Raw genomic sequence first — 17,648 nt, 5'->3', positions numbered from 1 at the left:
ATGGATGTCGCCTGGCGTACCCCGACTCCTCGGGGGGCTCTGGGGCCGTGCGACTGCTGCTAAGGTTTCGATGTTTTCCGTGGTCGGGTAAAGCGCTGACCGCGCATTCTTATGCTGTACGCCTGTTCCCGGTGGGTCCCGGTGCAGGCGGGAATTGGAGCAGACATGCTGGCCAGCGGTGAGGCTTTCGCCGGCTATGTCATCGAACGGCAATTGGGTCGCGGTGGCATGGGTTCGGTGTACCTGGCGAAGCATCCGCGGCTGCCGCGGATGACAGCGCTGAAGCTGTTGAACCGGGAATTGTTCTTCGACAAGGAGGTGCGGGCGCGGTTCGAACGGGAGGCGGATCTGGTCGCCCGGCTCGACCACCCCGGCATCGTCACGGTCTACGACCGCGGTCTGGAAGACGAGCAGCTGTGGATCTCGATGCAGTACATCGACGGAATCGACGCCGCCTCGGTGGATCCGAAGACGCTGCCGCCCGCGCGCGCCGTGCAGATCGTCAAGGAGACCGCCGACGCGCTGGACTACGCGCACGGCATGGGCGTACTGCACCGCGACGTGAAGCCGGCGAACATCCTGCTGGCCCGCTCCACCGGCGGCCGCGGCGAACGCGTGTACCTCACCGATTTCGGCATCGCCCGGCTCCGTGACGACACCGGCCACCTCACCCAGACCGGTACTTTCACCGCCACCCTGGCCTACGCCTCGCCCGAGCAGCTCACCGGCGCGGCGCTCGACCACCGTTCCGATCAGTACTCGCTGGCGTGCGCGCTGTTCTGGTTGTTCACCGGCAGCGGTCCGTTCGCGGCCACCAACCCGGCGCAGGTCATCCAGGGTCACCTCCAGTCGGCGCCGCCCGCGTTGAGCAGCGTGCGCCCCGGGCTGCCGTTCGCACTGGACGGCGTGCTGGCCAAGGCGATGGCCAAGCGGCCCGACGATCGTTTCGCCAGTTGCTCGGAGTTCGCGGCGGCGGCGCAGGCCGCGCTGTCGGGGCAGAGCGTGCCGTCGATGCCGCTGGCCGGCGGCCCGCGCCCGGTCACCGCTCCGCCACAACCGATCTCGGGTCCGCATCCGATCACCGGCGGGCCGATTCCGGTCACCGGCGGGCAGTACCCGGTCGGCCCGACGACGAGCGGTTCCCAGCCGCTGACCGGTCAGCCGATGACCACGCCGCAGGGCGCGATGCCCACCGCGGCCGGTCCGCACCAGCAGACCGGCCCTGCCACGCAGTATCCGCACCAGCAGACCGGCGCCGCCACGCAGTATCCGCAGCAAAGTCAGTTCGGCTTCGCGTCGCCGCCCGGACCGCCGATGGGCGGGGCACACGCGATGGGCGGCCACCAGCCGCCGCGCAAGTCCAACACCGGCCTGATCGCCGCGCTCGCCGTCGGCGTTGTCGTGTTGATCGCCGTGGTCGTCGGCATCGCCGTCGCGGTCAGCGGTGGTTCGTCCTCCGGTGGCGGCGGCACCACCACCAGTGCGGCGCCGACGAGCACCTCGCCCGGCAAGCGCCCGGTGGCCGCCGACGCCGACGCGATCAGCAACGAGTTCCCGCACATGGTTCCGGCCGACAAGGACGGAGACATCGGATACAACGGCGCCACCTGCGGCGCATACTCACCGGACCGGCCGTCTGTACCCACCAGCGGCACACCGGATTTCGGCAAATGGGCCTACCAGTGGGACTGCTTCGGCGGCGGCGGCAACGACGATCCGTTCTTCACCATCTACGTCTACAAGTCGGCCGCAGACGTGCAGGCGGCGCTGAACAACCTGCCGTCGAGCGCCACCAAGTCGACCGACAGCAACGGCGGGAAGTCCTACACCAACTACCGATTCGACAACAGCGGCCCGAAGCTGGTCACCGTCTTCACCGGCGACCCGGATCGTGCGCAGTTCCTCATGTACACCGACGGCATCGTCGGCAGCATCGACGAGGTGCTGCGCTGGTGGCGTTCGGCGCCGCTGAACTGACGCATGCTTGACAACGGCTCGGTTTTCGCCGGGTACACCGTCGAACGCCTGCTCGGGCGCGGGGGCATGGGTTCGGTGTACCTGGCGCGGCATCCGCGATTGCCGCGATGGACGGCGTTGAAGCTGCTCAATCGAGAGCTGTTCTTCGACACCGAGATTCGGGCCAGGTTCGAGCGAGAGGCCGATCTCGTCGCCCAGCTCGACCACCCGAACATCGTCACCGTGTTCGACCGCGGTGTCGAAGGCGAGCAGCTGTGGATCTCCATGCAGTACGTCGACGGCGTCGACGCGGCGTCGCTGGACGCCCGCGCGCTGCCGCCGCAGCGCGCGGTGCAGATCGTCGCCGAGACCGCGAAGGCGCTCGACTTCGCGCACGGCAAGGGCGTGCTGCACCGGGATGTGAAGCCGGCCAACATCTTGCTGGAGCGGGCCGAGGGCGGGCTGGAACGGGTGTTCCTCACCGACTTCGGCATCGCCCGTTTCCGCGACGACACCGGCAAGCTGACGCAGACCGGAACCTTCACCGCCACATTGGCTTTCGCCTCGCCGGAGCAACTCTCCGGCGCGGTGCTCGATCACCGCTCGGACCAGTATTCGCTGGCGTGCACCCTATTTCGGACGCTGACCGGAACCGTGCCGTTCGAGGCGAGCAACCCGGTCGCGGTCATTCAGGGGCACATGCAGCAGCCGCCGCCGCGGTTGAGCACCGTCCGGCCGGGTTTGCCGCTCGCGCTGGACGCGGTGCTGTCGCGCGCGCTCGCCAAGCGCCCTGACGACCGCTTCGACTCGTGCGCGGAGTTCGCCGAGGCGGCGCGACGGGCGTTCGGCGGACCCGCGTCCGGTCCTTTTCCGCTGGCGGACAACGGGTTCGGCAGCGGCGCGGGCGCGTGGCCGCAGGCGGCAGCGCCGCAGTGGAGTCCGACCCCGCCGACGACGTCCGGATACCCGGCTCCGTCCGTGGCCCCGGGACCCGCGCCGACCACCGGTCCCGGGTATCGCACGGCTGCGCGCACGCACGGCCAGGATTCCTCGTCCCGCGCGCGGGACGAGCACGGGTCATGGCAGGAGTATCCGCCGCGATCCACGGCGTTCGGTCCGGGTGAAGCCGGAGCGGACGCGTTCGGCGCATCTGCCGGCGCTCGGCAGCCGTCATCCGCACACAGCGGCACGGGTCACGCGCCGGGTTCGCCTGGGGCACAGGCACATTCGAACCAGGCGGGCGGACACGCCGCGCAACCGCACGGCCGCCGCCGCGGACAGGCGGCCTCCCGCCGATCGCGCCGCACGCCGATGATCGGCGTCGCCGTGGGCGCCGCGCTCGCGATTCTCGCTGTGACAGCGGTGATCGTCGACCGCGGGTCCGAGCCGGGCATCACCGCCGCACCGACGACCACCGTCGAGCCGTCGCCGTCCACTCAGCGACCCGCGAAGACCACCGCGGCGCCCACCAACACTAAGAAACACGACGAGTCCGACTCTCTTGTGGACGACATCGCGTCGATCAGCAAGGCGTTCCCCGGCATGACCCCCGAGGTGGACAAGGACAACATCGTGCACACCGGACCCGGGTACAACGGAGCCACCTGCTTCGCCAAGCCGGAGGGATCGGCGAACGCGATGGACGCGGGCGCACCGGATTTCGGCAGCTGGACCGCGTACTGGTACTGCTTCGGCGGACCGAACAAAGCGAGCTACGAGCTGTTCGTCTACCGCTCGCCGGAGGACGTGCAGGCCGCCGTCGGCTCGTTGCCGGACAACACCCGCTCCACCGCAAAGCACGGCGGCGAGACTTATACGAACTACCTGCTCGACGGCCACCCCGCCGCCAAGCGCCCGCGCATGATCACCGTGTTCTCCGGCGCCAAGAAGCGGGAGAACTTCCTGATGTACAGCGTCGGGTTCATCGCCACCCAAGAGGAATTCATGGATTGGTGGCACACCGCGCCCCTGAGTTGAACGCGCCGGATTCCCGACTTGCCTCTCCATCAAGGGGAGACGCCAGGCTGTCGGACATGGACGACGACACGCTTCTCCCGATCGGCGCGGTGGCGCGACGCACCGGCCTGACGGTCAAGACTATCCGCTTCTACGCCGATCGAGGGATCGTCGCGCCGTCCGCCATCGGCCCGAACGGCTTCCGCCGCTACGACTCCGACGCCATCGCCCGTCTGGAACTGGTCCGCACCCTGCGCGCCCTCGGCCTCGACCTGGACACCGTGCGCCAGGTGCTGGCGCGGGAACGCACCGTGCCCGAGGTGGCGGCGGCCCATGCCGACGCACTCGACCTCCAGATCCGGATCCTGCGGCAGCGGCGAGCGGTGTTGCGCGCGGTCGCGCAGCGGGCCACCGACACCGAGGAGATGAACACCATGCACCGACTGGCCACGCTCACCGACGCCGAGCGCCGCAGGATCATCCACGACTTCGTCGACGATGCCTTCGGTGGTGTCGACGCGAATCCCGAGCTCGTCGAACTGCTTCGCGCGACGGTACCCGACCTGCCGGAAGATCCTGCGCCGAACCAGGTCCGAGCCTGGATGGAATTGGCGGAACTCGCCCAGGACGCGGATTTCCGCGCGGCCGTGCGGCGGATGGCCGAATACCAGGCGCGCGAGCGCGCGAACGGCGACACCACCGGACTGCACCACGAACTGACCGAGGCCGTCCGCGACCTGGTCGGCTCGGCGCTCGCCGCGGGCACCGCTCCGGACACGCCGGAGGCGGCCGAGGTGGTCGACGAGCTGACCGCGCGCTACGCCCGCACCTTCGGCCGCGCCGACGACGCCGAGCTGCGCCGCTGGCTGCTGGAGCGGCTGACGATCGCCAGCGACGCACGGGTGGAGCGGTATTGGCGGCTCGTCGCCGCCGTCAACGGGTGGCCCGCGCCGCAGGAACTCGCCGGGATCTTCGACTGGTTCACCGCGGCGTTGAGAACTGTGCCGGCGACTCGCCCCTAGCTCGCGAGCACCGATTCGATGGCCGAAACCACCGTCGAGTCTTCGGGTTTCACGGTCGGACGGAACCGTGCCGCCACCTTGCCGTCCCGGTCGATGAGGAACTTCTCGAAGTTCCACTGGATGTCGCCCGCCGCGCCCTCGGCGTCGGCGGTCTCGACCAGCTCCTGGTACAGCGGGTGCCGGTTCTCGCCGTTCACCTCGGTCTTCTCCAGCAGCGGGAAGTCGACGCCGTAGGTGGTGGAGCAGAACTCCTGGATCTCCTCGGCGGAACCGGGTTCCTGGCCCATGAACTGGTTGCACGGCACGCCGATCACGGTGAATCCGCGCTCGCCGTAGGTCCGCTGCAGCTCGACCAGCGCCGAATACTGCGGCGTCAGACCGCATTTGGACGCCACGTTGACCAGCAGCACCGCTTTGTCACCGGCCAGTTCGGCCAGCGTCGTCGGCGCACCGGTCAGGGTCTGTAGCGGAATATCCCGAATGCTCACTCGTCTCGCACCTGCCAATTCTGTGATTCGGTGGGTCCACCCCGAGCGCCACGCTACCGGATCGGCGCGGCGGACGGCCCCCGCGCGCAGGGCCGTCCGGCGCGGCCGGGACAGGTCAGCGCAGGCGCGTTCGCCGCATCAGCCGCAGTGTGGCGAGGGTGGTCTTGACCTGCATCTCGTAGGGCAGCCGGGCGCGGGCCGCCAAGACCTGGAGTCTCACCACGCCGATATTGACCGTGTCGGTGTACTTCAGCAGGCCTTGGTCGCCGTGCCGGTTGCCGACGCCGGACTGCTTCACCCCGCCCGAGGGTGTGGACTTGGCGGAGTAGGTGGCGACGAAACCGTCGTTGATATTGATGTTGCCCGACTCGAGCCGGTCCGCGATGCGCCTGCCCCGAGCCAGATCGGTCGTCCAGACACTGGCATTGAGCCCGTAGTCGGTGTCGTTGGCGAGGCGGACGGCCTCGTCTTCGTCGCGGAACGGATAGACGCTCACCACCGGCCCGAAGGTCTCCGCCTTCGCGTGGACCATGTCGGGGGTGACCCCGGTCAGCACGGTCGGCTCGTAGAAGGCGGGTCCGATATCGGGCCGCGCCCGGCCGCCGGTGTGCACGGTGGCGCCCTTCGCGCGCGCGTCGTCCACGTGCTCGGCCACCCTGGCCAGCTGGTCGGCCGAGACGAGCGAACCGAATTCCGGCGCGTAGTCGTAGGCGGCGCCGATCTTCGAACCGAGTTCCTCGGCGGCGGCGACCAAGCGGCGCAGGAATTCGTCGTGGATCCGCTCGTGCACGTAGATCCGCTCGATGTGCATACAGGCCTGGCCGGAGTTGCCGAACGCCGCGAACGTCGCGCCCGCGATCGCGTCGTCGAGATTCGCGTCGTCCAGCACGATCATCGGATTCTTGCCGCCGAGCTCGAGGCTGCATCCGATGAGGTTGCGGCCCGCCTGTTCGCCGACCACCCGTCCGGTGGCGGTGGAACCGGTGAACATGACGAAATCCGAGCCGCCGATCAGTGTCGGGCCGACGTCGGGACCGGCGCCGCAGACGACCTGGAACAGCCCGCGCGGCAAGCCCGCCCGATACAGCAGCTCGACGCCGAACAGCGCGCACAGCGCGGTCTTGTTGTCCGGCTTGAGCACCACGGCGTTGCCCGCGATGAGCGCGGGCACCGAATCGGAGATCGCGATGGCGAAGGGGAAATTCCACGGCGCGATGACCGCGACCGCGCCTTTGGGCCGGTGTTCTTCGAACGAGGTGGTGACCAGCGGCACCGGGCCGCCGTGCCGCCGTGGCCGCAGCACCCGGCGCGCGGTCTTCAGGTAGTGGCTGATGACCATCGGCACGTCGCAGGATTCCTCCAGCGCCATGCGCCGGGTCTTGCCGGCGCCTATCTGGATGAGGTCGGCGATCGTCTCGCCCTCCCGCAGGAACAGCTCGTGCGCCCGCTCGAAGACGGCGAGCCTGCGGCGCAGCGGCCAGCTCGCCCACTCCCGCTGCGCCGCGCGGGCGACGGCGAAGGCCTCGGTGATGTCCTCCGGCCGGGATTGCGGCAGGTCGCCGACGTGGGCGCCGGTGTAGACCTCGGTCATCAGGAACGGCGGGCGGGCGTTCGCGCCGGAACCGGCGGCGACCATGCCGGTCAGGCGGGCGATCAGTTCCGCCGTGATCCGGGGCGGCAGCGTCGCCGTCCGGATCGCCACCGTCTCGTCCGTGGCGTGGATTGTGCTCATGGGTGTCTCCAAGGCGTGCGATTGCGACGCGCACTCGCGGTGCGCCTGGCGCGTCCCTCGATATGGAATTAGAACACGTTCTTATTGTCGCACCTAGAGTTCTCTGTGATCAGTCAGCGGCGCTTGTTTTCCACGCAGCGGCGCCTCCGGCTGCACCTCGACCAACACCAGGTGCGCCCCGCGCGGCGCCGTCACGACGGCGAGCACCGCCGCGGCGAGGTCGCTCGCTCGCAGCATGTGCGGGTGCCTGGCGAAACCCCACGCCTTCCAGTCCTCGAGCAGCGGTCCGACGACCTCCGGTGTCGAGTTCATGCCCATATTGGTCAGCGTCGGGCCCGGCCGCACCACCGAGGCGCGAATACCACTGCCCTCCAACTCCATTCGCAACTGCACCGCCATCGCCTCCAGCCCGGCCTTGGCCGCGCTGTAGGCGCCGGTGCGGGGTCGCGGCTCGGGCGCGCAGTCGGACCCGATGAGCACGACGTCACCGCGCCGCCTGGCGAGCATGCCGGGCAGCACGCGGTGCACTAGCCGCTGCGCGCCGACCAGGTGCACCTCGACCTGGCGCAGGAACCGTTCCGGATCCATTTCCTGCACCAGCGAGAATTCGATGTCGCCCGCGCCGGACACCAGGATCTCGGTCGGACCGAGCTCGCGTTCGGCGGCGGTGACGAACTCGTCGACCGAGTCCGCGTCGGTGACGTCGAGCCGGTGCGCGAAGGCCGCGCCGCCGTCGGCGCGAATCTTGGCCGCCAATTCCTCGCAGAGGTCGACGCGCCGCGCGCCGAGAGCGACCGGATGACCGAGCTCGGCGAGCGCGAGCGCGGTCGCGGCGCCGATGCCGGAGGAGGCGCCCGCGATCAGCGATGGCCTGCGGGCGGGATGGGGTTCGTAACGGGGCATCTACTTCTCCACGATTAGGGGAAGCGCGGCGAAGCCGCGGACATTGGTCGAGTGCACGCGCACGATGCCGCTGTCGACGACGCGGTAGGCGGGCACCCTGGCGGCGAATTCGCGAAGCGCCACACCGGCTTCCAGGCGCGCCAGGTGCGCGCCGAGGCAGAAGTGCACGCCGGCGCCGAAACTGGCGAGCTTGCCTTTGTCCGGCCGGTCGATGCGGTAGCTGTCGGCGTCGTCGAAGGCGGCGGAATCGCGGTTGGCCGAACCGATCAGCAGCAGCACCTTCGCGCCCGCCGGGATCGTCGCGCCGTGGTAGTCGAGATCGACGACAGCGGTGCGCGCGACGATCTGGCTCGAGGTGTCGTAGCGCAGCGTCTCCTCCACCCACTCCGGCACGAGGCCCGGGTCGGCCGCCACCTTCGCGTACTCGCCGGGATGGCGCGCCGCCCAGTACAGCGCGTTGCCGAGCAGTTTGGTGGTGGTCTCGTTGCCCGCGACCACCATCAGGAACATGAAGCCGATGATCTCCTGATCGCTGAGCCGATCGCCGTCGATGTCGGCGTCCAGCAGCGCGGAGACGAGGTCGTCGCCGGGTGCATTGCGGCGCTCGGCGACCAGGTCGGTGTAGTAGCCGAACAGCTCGAGCGAGGCGTCCACCGCGGCCAGCGGTACGTCGAGCACGCCGTCCTCGCGGTGGACGACGAGATCGGCGAGGCGGCGGATCTCGGCGCGGTCCCGCTCCGGGACGCCCAGCAGCTCCGAGATCACGTCCATCGGCAGTTTGCCCGCGAAATCCTCGATCCAGTCGAAGCTTTCACGCGCCAGCGCCGGTTCCAGATAGCCGAGGGTGATCTCGCGGATGCGGTCTTCCATCTCCGTGACCCGGCGCGGCGTGAAGCCGCGGTAGACCAGCTTGCGCATCCGCATGTGCCGCGGATCGTCCATGGCGAGGAACGACATCACCCGGTGCGCGTGCGGGCCCCACGCGGCCGGATCGAGCGAGACGCCGTTGGCGCTGGAGAGCCGGGTCGCGTCACGGAACCCGGCGGTCACGTCGGCGTGCCGGGAGAGCGCCCAGAAATCCAGGTCGGGATTGTGGTAGAGCGGCGCCTCGGCCCGCAGCCGCCGGTAGGTGGGGTACGGATCGTCGTGGAAGCGGTAGTCGTACGGGTCGAAGGTCAGCGGTTCCAGCGAGGCTGCCGTCATGGTGATCTCCGATTGATCCGTAACGAGTTCTCGCGCTGGACTGCGCCGGGCGCCGTCCGCGAAGACACATAGCTGGACATGTGTCTGGACAGTACCAGCGCTCGGGAATCGGGACAACGAATCGGTGGTATTCGCGGCCCGTTCCCGCGGCGATCCGGTCGCCAATAGTGAAACATGTTCTTGCAAGACGGAGGGTGGCTGGACTATATTCCGTACACCTGTCCAGACAGTATCGGAGCAACCATGAGCAGTCTCCTGCCCGCCGACGGTGCGCGCCTGTTGATCGACGGCAAACTCCGCCAGGGCGGCGACGGCGTGTTCGAGACGGTGAATCCGGCGACCGAGGAGGTCGTCGGACTGGCCGCGAACGCGGACGCCGCCGATATGGATGCCGCGATCACCGCGGCGCGCACCGCCTTCGACGACACCGGGTGGTCCCGCGATCACGTCTTCCGCGCCCGCTGCCTGGAACAGCTACGGGTCGCGTTGCAGGGTGAGGTCGAGGCGCTGCGCGAGATCACCGTCGCCGAGGCGGGCGCGCCCGTCATGCTCACAAAGGGTCCGCAGCTGGAGGGACCGATCGCGGATCTGGCGTTCGCGGCGGGGCTGGCCGAGAACTACGAGTGGGAAACGGATCTCGGCGTCGCCGAGCCGATGGGCATCAAGACGCGCAGGACGCTGCGCCGTGAACCGGTCGGCGTCGTCGGCGCGATCATTCCGTGGAACTTCCCGCACCAGATCGGTTTCGCCAAACTGGGTCCCGCGCTCGCGGCCGGAAACACGGTGGTGCTCAAGCCCGCTCCCGACACGCCGTGGTGCGCGGCGGCGGTGGGCGCGATCATCGCCGAACAGACCGACATCCCGCCCGGTGTGGTCAACATCGTGACCTCGTCCGAACACGCTCTCGGCGCGCGTCTTTCGGTGGACCCACGGGTCGATCTGATCAGCTTCACCGGCTCGACGCAGACCGGCAGGCTGGTGATGGCCGCCGCCGCGCCGACGCTGAAGAAGACCTTCCTCGAGCTGGGCGGCAAGTCCGCGTTCATAGTGCTCGACGACGCCGATATCGCCGGAGCCGTTGGCGTCGCCGCCTTTTCGGTGTGCGTCCACGCGGGGCAGGGATGCGCGCTCACCACCCGGTTGCTGGTGCCGCGCGCGTCCTACGACGAGGCGGTGCGGGTGGCCGCGGCCACCATGGGCCGGATAAAGCCGGGCGATCCCACCGAACCCGGCACCGTCTGCGGACCGCTCATCTCGCGTCGCCAACGCGATCGTGTGCTCGGTTACCTGGATACGGCGCGGGCGGAGGGCGGGCGAATCGTGGTCGGCGGCGGTCGGCCGGAGGGCCGGGAGCGCGGCTGGTTCGTCGAGCCGACGCTGATCGCCGACCTGCCCAACACCGCGACCGTCGCGCGCGAGGAGATCTTCGGGCCGGTGCTGGTGATCATCCCGCACGACGGCGACGAGGACGCCATCCGCATCGCCAACGATTCCCCTTACGGGTTGTCGGGTGCGGTGTGGGGCGTCGACCCCGAGCGGATCCGGCGCGTCACCGAGGGGGTGCGCACCGGCACGCTCAGCGTCAACGGCGGCATCTGGTACTCCGCGGACGCGCCCTTCGGCGGGTACAAGCAGTCCGGCATCGGCCGCGAGATGGGCGTGGCCGGCTTCGAGGAATACCTGGAAACCAAGCTGATCGCCGCCGCGGGCTGAAAGCCGCTGGAGCGCAATCCGATCGGCAGAGAACTGGAGGAGCCGAACCCAATGGGGCGATTCACAGGAAGATCCGTCATCGTCACCGGCGCCGCGCAGGGCATTGGCGCGGTCTACGCCAAGGCGCTTGCGGACGAGGGCGCGAAAGTCGTCGTGGCCGACCGTAATGTCGAACGAGGCAAGACCGTCGCCGCCGAGATCGCCGCGGCCGGCGGTACCGCGGTGTTCGGCGAGGTCGACGTCGCCGATCCCGAATCCGCCGCTGCGCTGGCCGAATTCACCGTCGGCGAGTTCGGCGCGATCAACCACCTGGTCAACAACGCCGCCATATACGGCGAGATGAAACTCGACCTGCTGCTCACCGTGCCGTGGGACTACTACAAGAAGTTCATGTCGGTGAACATGGACGGCGCGCTCAACATGACCAGGGCGGTGTTCGGGCACCTGGTGCGCGCGGGCGGCGGCTCGATCGTCAACCAGTCGTCCACCGCCGCCTGGTTGTACTCCGGCTTCTACGGCCTGGCGAAGGTCGGCGTCAACGGACTCACCCAGCAACTGGCCTTCGAACTGGGCGCGTCGAAGATCCGGATCAACGCCATCGCGCCCGGCCCCATCGACACCGAGGCGACCAAGACGGTGACGCCGGGCGTCATCGTGGACGACATGATCAAGCGGCTGCCGCTCAAACGGATGGGCACGCCGGAGGATCTCGTCGGCGCCTGCCTGTACCTGCTCTCCGACGACGCGGCGTGGGTCACCGGGCAGATCTTCAATGTCGACGGCGGACAGATCTTCCGCTCATGAACGCACCGCTACGCGTCGGATTCATCGGGCTCGGCAATATGGGCGCGCCGATGGCCCAGCGGCTGGTGTCATGGCCGGGCGGGCTCACGGTGTGCGACACCAGGCGAGAGGCGACCCGGCCGTTCGCCGAAGCCGGTGCGGCGGTGGCGGATTCGGTCGCCGATGTCGCCGCAACGGCCGATGTCGTCTCCGTCGCGGTGCTCGACGACGCGCAGGTGCGCGCCGTGGTCACCGAGCTGTCCGGCGTCGCGGCGCCGGGAACGGTGATCGCGGTCCACTCCACGATCGCCGACCTGACCGCCGAGGAACTGGCGGTCACCTGCGCCGAGCGCGGCATCGACCTGGTCGACGCGCCCATCAGCGGCGGAGCCCCCGGCGCCAAACTCGGCAGGCTCGCGGTCATGGTCGGCGGTAGCGCGTCGGCCTTCGAGCGGGTGCGCGAGCCCTTCGGCTGCTTCGGCGACCTCGTCGTGCACGCGGGAGAGGTGGGCGCGGGGACGCGAATGAAGCTGGCGCGCAACCTTTTGCACTTCGTCGCCTTCAGCGCGGCGACCGAGGCGCAACGGCTGGCCGAGGCCGCGGGACTCGACATCACCACGCTCGGCAAGATCGTCCGGCACTCCGACGCGGTTACCGGCGGCCCCGGCGCCATCATGCTGCGCGATCGCACCGCGCCGATCGAGCCGGACGACTTCTGGCTGCCCATCCTGGCCCACGTGCGCGACCTCGGCGAGAAGGATCTCGGTCTGGCGCTCGAGCTCGGCGACCGGCTGGATCTCGACTTGCCCCTGGCCCGGTTGGCGCTGGAGCGCCTCGGTCCCGGTCTCGGCGTCGGCGACGACACCTTCGAAAGGCAGAACTCATGAACGCATCCGACCCCGTCCGGCAGCGCGGGCTGGCCAAGATGGCCGAGGTCTACGGCACCGAATTCCAGGAGTACCCCGGTGTCCACTTCGCGATGACCGCCGATCATCTGTTCGCGAACGTGTGGTCGCGTCCCGGTCTCACCGTGCGCGACCGCCGCCTGCTGCTGCTCGGCGCGCTGACCGCGCAGGGATCGATGGACACCGCCGGCATCCAGATCGGCGCCGCGTTGCGCAACGAGGAGCTCACCGAGGAGCAGCTACACGAGATCGCGCTGTTCCTGTGTCACTACGTGGGTTGGCCGAACGGCACCAAGCTCGACCTGCTGGTGGGAACAATCGTGGCACAGCAGAAGAAGGCCGCCCGAGCCGAGCGCGCCGCCGCCGACCAGTCCGACAACGCCTGAAAGCCAGAGGAAGCGAAACATGACCGACGCCAAGTCCATCCGTCCGCTGCGTGCCCGCGAGGTCTCCGAATGGGGGCAGGTCGCCGATGTCGTCGTCGCGGGATACGGCATCGCGGGCGTGTGCGCCGCCATCGAGGGCGCCCGGGCGGGAGCCGACGTGTTGATCCTGGAACGCTCCGGCGGGTGGGGCGGCGCGGCGGCGATGGCGGGCGGGTTCATCTACCTCGGCGGCGGCACACCGCTGCAACGGGCCCTCGGCTTCGAGGACAGCCCCGAGAACATGGAGAAGTTCCTGCTCGCCGCGCTCGGCCCCGGCGTCGACGCGGCCAAGATCGCCGACTACTGCCGCAACAGCGTCGAGCACTACAACTGGCTGGTCGCCTGCGGCGTGCCGTTCCGCGAGGCATTCTGGGGCGAACCCGGCTGGGAGCCGCCGCACGACGAGGGCCTGATGTACTCCGGCGGTGAGAACGCCGCGCCGTTCAACGCCCTGGCCGCGCCCGCGCCGCGCGGACACGTCCCGCAGTACGCCGACAAGCGGATCGGGCAGCGCAGCGGTGGCTACATGCTCATGAAGCCGCTGGCCGAGACCGCCGAAAGCCTCGGTGTGCGAGTCGAATACGACACCCGCATCCGGCGACTGATCGTGGACGACGACGATCGGGTGGTCGGCGTGGTGGCCGCGCATTTCGGCAAGGAGATCGCGGTGCGCGCCGAACGCGGCGTCGTGCTCGCCACCGGCAGCTTCGCCTATGCCGCGCAGATGGTGGAGGGGTACGCGCCGCGCCTGATCGGCAGGCCCGCGGCCGCCATCGAGGAGCACGACGGCATCGGCATCCGGGTGGCGCAGGCGCTCGGCGCGGACCTGGCCCACATGGACGCCACCGAGGTCGCCTTCTTCGGTGACCCGCAGCTGCTGGTGCGCGGCATCCTGGTGAACGGGCGCGGCCAGCGCTACATCCCGGAGGACACCTATCCGGGACGGATCGGGCAGGCCACGCTGATCCAGCAGGAGAACCAGGCGTACCTGGTGATCGACGAGGCGTCCTACGAGGAGGCGTTGCGAACGGTGACCTCGACGCCGTTCTTCCGGCAGCCGCCGACCTGGGCGGCGGAATCGGTCGCCGAGCTGGAGGCGGAGATGGGGCTGCCGGAAACGGCGCTGCAAGCCACGGTCGAGACCTACAACCGGCACGCGGCCGAGGGTAAGGATCCGCTGCTCGGCAAGAAACCGGAGTGGGTCCGCCCGATCGGCACGCCGTTGGCGGCATTCGACATGCGCAACTTCACGGCGGGATTCACCCTCGGCGGGCTGCGCACCGACCTGGATTCGCGCGTGCTGCACGTCTCCGGTGAGCCGATCGCCGGTCTGTACGCGGCGGGGCGCTGCACCTCGGGGTTGTGCGCGGGCGGATATGTCAGCGGGGCCTCGCTCGGCGACGGCAGCTTCTACGGCCGCCGCGCCGGGGTGGCAGCCGCCAAGAATTGACCGGGGGCTGATAGTGTCTGGACACATGTCCGAAGGTGATTCCATCATGCTGGAGGCGACCCGGCGCCGCCTCAGCGGGAAACAGGCCGACACTGTCGACAAGCTCACCAAGGCGGCCGTGGAGGTGCTGGCCCGCGAGGGTTTCGGCGGCATGACCATTCGGTTGGTCGCCGCGGCCGCCGGTGTCGGCACCGCCACGGCGTACACCTATTTCTCCTCCAAGGAACACCTGGTCGCGGAGATCTTCTGGCGCCGCCTGGTCGCCTCGCCGTCCCCGGCCAGCGAGGCCGACGACCCCAACGCCCGCGTCGTCGCCGAACTGCGCAACATCGCCATGCTCGTCGCCGATGAACAGGAGCTCTCCGGCGCGGTCACCAGCGCACTGCTCGGCCGCGACCCCGACGTCGCGCACCTGCGCGACCGAATCGGCGCCGAGATCCGCAAACGCATCCTGCGCGCCCTCGGCCCCGACGCCGACCCCGACGTCGTCGAATCGCTCGAACTCCTCTACGCGGGCGCCCTCGTCCGCGCGGGCATGGGCTACGCCTCGTACTCCGAAATCGCCGACCGCATAGAGAAATCCGCCCTCCTGATCCTGAAGTAGGCGGACCTCCGCCTCCACTCCGGCCGTGCCGCTCGTACTTGTGATCGCCGTGGTCGCCGGAATCATCGTCGTTCAGCGAGCATCCGAGGTCGATCCGCCGTTCGATGCCATGAGCCGCGCGTTTCCACAGCTGCTGCCGCCCGACGAGAGCCGCACCGGGTACCAGAGCGCGAAGTGCATGCGGTGCGGCCCGGACGACGTCGAACGGTACGACCTGGGTGGCATGCGGTTCGGCAAGTGGACCGGAGCGTGGGAATGCCGGGGCGGTTCCGCCGCCGTGGAACGAGCTGAAGAAATGGTGGCGGTCCGCGCCGCTGGGCTGACCCGTCGCGCGGGCCCCGAGTGCGACCAGGGGACTCGGGGGAATCCCTGATGGCGCGGGGCGGGGTTGGCAGACAGACTGGAGGACATGACTTCGCAAGCTGTGGGGACCGATGCCGCGGAGACGGTGGCCCCGCCCGAGGTGGCTGCCAGGGCCGTCGACCTGTCCAAGCTGTACGGCTCGGGAGATACTCAGGTCAGGGCGCTGGACGGGGTGACGGTCGAGTTTGCGAAGCGGGAGTTCACCGCGATCATGGGACCGTCCGGCTCGGGCAAGTCGACCCTGATGCACTGCCTCGCCGGCCTCGACAGCGCCAGCGCGGGCACGGTGCGCATCGGTGAGACCGATCTCACCGATCTCGGCGACAAGCAGATGACTCGCCTGCGCCGCGACCGCATCGGCTTCGTCTTCCAGGCGTTCAACCTGGTGCCGACGCTCACCGCGCTGGAGAACATCACGCTGCCGCTCGACATCGCGGGCCGCAAAGCCGACCAGGAGTGGCTGGACACGGTGATCAAGCGACTCGGCCTCACCGACCGGCTCGACCACCGGCCGAGCGAACTGTCCGGCGGCCAGCAGCAGCGAGTGGCCTGCGCGCGGGCGCTCGCGGGCAAGCCCGAGATCATCTTCGGCGACGAGCCGACCGGCAACCTCGATTCGCGCGCCTCGGAGGAGGTGCTGTCGATCCTGCGCGCCGCGGTGGACGAATTCGGCCAGACGGTCGTCATCGTCACCCACGAGCCGCACGCGGCGTCCTTCGCCGACCGGGTGATCTTCCTCGCCGACGGCCGCATCGTCTCCGAACTGCGCGATCCCACGGCGCAATCGGTGCTGGACCGGATGAAGTCGCTGGAGCAGGCGTGAGTACGAGGTCGGGCAGTCCGATGCGGAAGGTCGCGCTGCGCAACCTCGCCGCGCACAAGGTCCGGCTGGCGTTGACCCTGCTCTCGGTGGTGCTCGGCACCGCCTTCATCGCCGGATCGTTCGTCTTCACCGACACATTGCAGCGCACGTTCGACGGCCTGTTCGCCAGCCAGGCCAAGGGCGTCGACGTGCGGGTGAGCCCGAAGGAACAGCAGTCCTTCGGCGTTCCGCTCGGCGTGGTGGACATGGTCTCGCAGATGGATGGCGTGCGCGCGGTCGCGCCGAGCGTGCAGGGCCCGCTGGTGGTGCTCGACCCCGAGGGCAAGAAGCCGGTGCAGACCGGCGGCGTGCCGAGTTGGGGCCAGTCCTATATTCCGCCGGAGCGTGCGGTCGCCGAGCCGGAGACCTTCCTCGAGGGCGTGCCGCCCGCCGCCGCGGGCGAGGTCGCCCTCAACAGCGGCGGCGCGGAGCGCGCCGGATTGAAGGTCGGGGACAAGACCAAGGTCCTGATTCCGTCGCAGAGCACCCAGCAGCGTCCGGTGCTCGACGTGACCGTCACCGGCATCTACGAGGTTCCTTCCGACACGGGCGGTTTCATCGGCGTGCTGTTCTCCGACGCGCAGGCCCGCCAGCTGTTCACCGACGGTTCGCACGTGGCCTTCATCGACATCGCGGCGGAAGGCTCGGGCGACGAGCTGCGCGACCGCATCGCCGCCGCGCTGCCCGGCTTCAAGGTGCAGAACGGCGAACAGGTGCGCGCGGACCTGAAAGCTCAAGTCTCCCAGGCGCTGAACTTCATCAACTACTTCCTGCTCGCGTTCGGCGCCATCGCGCTGATCGTCGGCACGTTCATCATCTACAACACCTTCTCGATGATCGTCGCGCAGCGGCTGCGCGAGCTGGCGCTGCTGCGCGCGGTCGGCGCGAGCAGCGGGCAGGTCGGCGGCTCGGTGGTGGCGGAGGCGCTGGTCATCGGCCTGCTCGGCAGCGCGATCGGGCTGGCGGCGGGCATCGGCCTCGCGTTCGGGCTCTCCGCGGTGCTCAACGCCTTCGACCTCGGCCTGCCCACCGGCTCCATGGCGGTGTTGCCGCGCACCGCGGTGGTCGCGTTGGTCGTCGGTCTCGTCGTCACCGTGATCAGCGCCTACGCTCCCGCCCGCAGGGCGGCGAAGATTCCGCCGGTGGAAGCCATGCGGGAGGAATTCGCGTCCGCGGGAGAGTCGTTGCGGGTCCGCACCGCGATCGGTGCGGCGCTCGCGGTCCTCGGCGTGGCGCTGGTGGCGCTCGGCGCCCGCTCGACCGGTGGCAGCGCGGCGGCGACC

16 protein-coding genes are annotated in these 17,648 nt (G+C 69.5%); 12 read left to right on the top strand and 4 right to left on the bottom strand.

Annotation, left to right across the window (positions count from 1 at the left end):
* Positions 1–165 precede the first annotated feature (165 nt).
* Genes NX1_RS32265 through NX1_RS32255 form a run of 3 tightly spaced genes read left to right on the top strand, consistent with a single transcriptional unit; the run spans position 166 to position 4,934 of the window.
* The gene (locus NX1_RS32265) at positions 166–1,977 is read left to right on the top strand and encodes a serine/threonine-protein kinase (RefSeq protein ID WP_068068034.1); all 1,812 of its coding nucleotides are present in this window, start codon (positions 166–168) and stop codon (positions 1,975–1,977) included.
* A 3-nt stretch (positions 1,978–1,980) separates the two neighbouring features.
* Positions 1,981–3,933 (top strand): serine/threonine-protein kinase, encoded by a 1,953-nt coding sequence (locus tag NX1_RS32260; protein WP_068068031.1) that lies wholly within the window; start codon positions 1,981–1,983, stop codon positions 3,931–3,933.
* 56 nt (positions 3,934–3,989) lie between these two features.
* The gene (locus tag NX1_RS32255) at positions 3,990–4,934 is read left to right on the top strand and encodes a MerR family transcriptional regulator (protein WP_068068028.1); all 945 of its coding nucleotides are present in this window, start codon (positions 3,990–3,992) and stop codon (positions 4,932–4,934) included.
* Here NX1_RS32255 and NX1_RS32250 read toward each other — a convergent pair.
* The 4 genes from NX1_RS32250 to NX1_RS32235 all read right to left on the bottom strand — a co-directional run bounded on the left by NX1_RS32250 (position 4,931) and on the right by NX1_RS32235 (position 9,260).
* Positions 4,931–5,422, bottom strand: a complete 492-nt coding sequence (locus NX1_RS32250; protein ID WP_068068023.1) for a glutathione peroxidase — start codon at positions 5,420–5,422, stop codon at positions 4,931–4,933. The genes NX1_RS32255 and NX1_RS32250 overlap by 4 nt on opposite strands.
* Before the next feature lie 115 nt (positions 5,423–5,537).
* On the bottom strand, positions 5,538–7,154 hold the full coding sequence (locus tag NX1_RS32245) for a succinic semialdehyde dehydrogenase (protein WP_068068020.1): 1,617 nt from the start codon (positions 7,152–7,154) through the stop codon (positions 5,538–5,540).
* 93 nt (positions 7,155–7,247) lie between these two features.
* The gene (locus NX1_RS32240) at positions 7,248–8,057 is read right to left on the bottom strand and encodes an SDR family oxidoreductase (protein ID WP_068068018.1); all 810 of its coding nucleotides are present in this window, start codon (positions 8,055–8,057) and stop codon (positions 7,248–7,250) included.
* On the bottom strand, positions 8,058–9,260 hold the full coding sequence (locus NX1_RS32235) for a cytochrome P450 (protein WP_068068015.1): 1,203 nt from the start codon (positions 9,258–9,260) through the stop codon (positions 8,058–8,060). It abuts the gene before it with no gap.
* A 243-nt stretch (positions 9,261–9,503) separates the two neighbouring features.
* Between NX1_RS32235 and NX1_RS32230 the strand changes: the two genes are divergently transcribed.
* The 9 genes from NX1_RS32230 to NX1_RS32190 all read left to right on the top strand — a co-directional run.
* Positions 9,504–10,973 carry an aldehyde dehydrogenase gene (locus tag NX1_RS32230; RefSeq protein ID WP_068068012.1) on the top strand — a complete coding sequence of 490 codons (1,470 nt, stop codon included), beginning with the start codon at positions 9,504–9,506 and terminating at the stop codon, positions 10,971–10,973.
* Positions 10,974–11,024: 51 nt separating this feature from the next.
* The gene (locus NX1_RS32225; RefSeq protein WP_068068010.1) at positions 11,025–11,777 is read left to right on the top strand and encodes an SDR family oxidoreductase; all 753 of its coding nucleotides are present in this window, start codon (positions 11,025–11,027) and stop codon (positions 11,775–11,777) included.
* Entirely contained in the window at positions 11,774–12,643 is an 870-nt protein-coding gene (locus NX1_RS32220; RefSeq protein ID WP_068068008.1) for an NAD(P)-dependent oxidoreductase, read from the top strand. The genes NX1_RS32225 and NX1_RS32220 overlap by 4 nt, the downstream gene beginning before the upstream one ends.
* Positions 12,640–13,047 (top strand): carboxymuconolactone decarboxylase family protein, encoded by a 408-nt coding sequence (locus NX1_RS32215; RefSeq protein ID WP_068068005.1) that lies wholly within the window; start codon positions 12,640–12,642, stop codon positions 13,045–13,047. Before NX1_RS32220 ends, NX1_RS32215 begins: the two co-directional genes overlap by 4 nt.
* Positions 13,048–13,066: 19 nt before the next feature.
* Entirely contained in the window at positions 13,067–14,536 is a 1,470-nt protein-coding gene (locus NX1_RS32210) for an FAD-dependent oxidoreductase (RefSeq protein WP_068067998.1), read from the top strand.
* A gap of 25 nt (positions 14,537–14,561) precedes the next feature.
* Positions 14,562–15,140 carry a TetR/AcrR family transcriptional regulator gene (locus NX1_RS32205; protein ID WP_068067993.1) on the top strand — a complete coding sequence of 193 codons (579 nt, stop codon included), beginning with the start codon at positions 14,562–14,564 and terminating at the stop codon, positions 15,138–15,140.
* Between the two features lie 25 nt (positions 15,141–15,165).
* Positions 15,166–15,513, top strand: a complete 348-nt coding sequence (locus NX1_RS32200) for a hypothetical protein (RefSeq protein WP_157120295.1) — start codon at positions 15,166–15,168, stop codon at positions 15,511–15,513.
* Between the two features lie 36 nt (positions 15,514–15,549).
* Entirely contained in the window at positions 15,550–16,326 is a 777-nt protein-coding gene (locus NX1_RS32195) for an ABC transporter ATP-binding protein (protein ID WP_068067987.1), read from the top strand.
* A gap of 20 nt (positions 16,327–16,346) precedes the next feature.
* Positions 16,347–17,648, top strand: a 1,302-nt coding sequence (locus NX1_RS32190) for an ABC transporter permease (protein ID WP_157120307.1), incomplete at its 3' end; no start/stop codon positions are given.

Origin of the sequence: Nocardia xishanensis NBRC 101358, from assembly GCF_001613365.1 — a bacterium.
In the GTDB taxonomy this organism is placed as follows: domain Bacteria; phylum Actinomycetota; class Actinomycetes; order Mycobacteriales; family Mycobacteriaceae; genus Nocardia; species Nocardia xishanensis.
The sequence above is the reverse complement of the archived record's forward strand: the minus strand, read 5'-3'. Positions and strand labels throughout refer to the sequence as shown.

Coding starts and splice junctions, on each gene's coding strand:
- NX1_RS32230 (WP_068068012.1), top strand. CDS start 9,504: ATGAGCAGTCTCCTGCCCGCCGACGGTGCGCGCCTGTTGATCGACGGC.
- NX1_RS32220 (WP_068068008.1), top strand. CDS start 11,774: ATGAACGCACCGCTACGCGTCGGATTCATCGGGCTCGGCAATATGGGC.
- NX1_RS32255 (WP_068068028.1), top strand. CDS start 3,990: ATGGACGACGACACGCTTCTCCCGATCGGCGCGGTGGCGCGACGCACC.
- NX1_RS32240 (WP_068068018.1), bottom strand. CDS start 8,057: ATGCCCCGTTACGAACCCCATCCCGCCCGCAGGCCATCGCTGATCGCG.
- NX1_RS32260 (WP_068068031.1), top strand. CDS start 1,981: ATGCTTGACAACGGCTCGGTTTTCGCCGGGTACACCGTCGAACGCCTG.
- NX1_RS32245 (WP_068068020.1), bottom strand. CDS start 7,154: ATGAGCACAATCCACGCCACGGACGAGACGGTGGCGATCCGGACGGCG.
- NX1_RS32210 (WP_068067998.1), top strand. CDS start 13,067: ATGACCGACGCCAAGTCCATCCGTCCGCTGCGTGCCCGCGAGGTCTCC.
- NX1_RS32195 (WP_068067987.1), top strand. CDS start 15,550: ATGACTTCGCAAGCTGTGGGGACCGATGCCGCGGAGACGGTGGCCCCG.
- NX1_RS32205 (WP_068067993.1), top strand. CDS start 14,562: ATGTCCGAAGGTGATTCCATCATGCTGGAGGCGACCCGGCGCCGCCTC.
- NX1_RS32235 (WP_068068015.1), bottom strand. CDS start 9,260: ATGACGGCAGCCTCGCTGGAACCGCTGACCTTCGACCCGTACGACTAC.
- NX1_RS32225 (WP_068068010.1), top strand. CDS start 11,025: ATGGGGCGATTCACAGGAAGATCCGTCATCGTCACCGGCGCCGCGCAG.
- NX1_RS32215 (WP_068068005.1), top strand. CDS start 12,640: ATGAACGCATCCGACCCCGTCCGGCAGCGCGGGCTGGCCAAGATGGCC.
- NX1_RS32265 (WP_068068034.1), top strand. CDS start 166: ATGCTGGCCAGCGGTGAGGCTTTCGCCGGCTATGTCATCGAACGGCAA.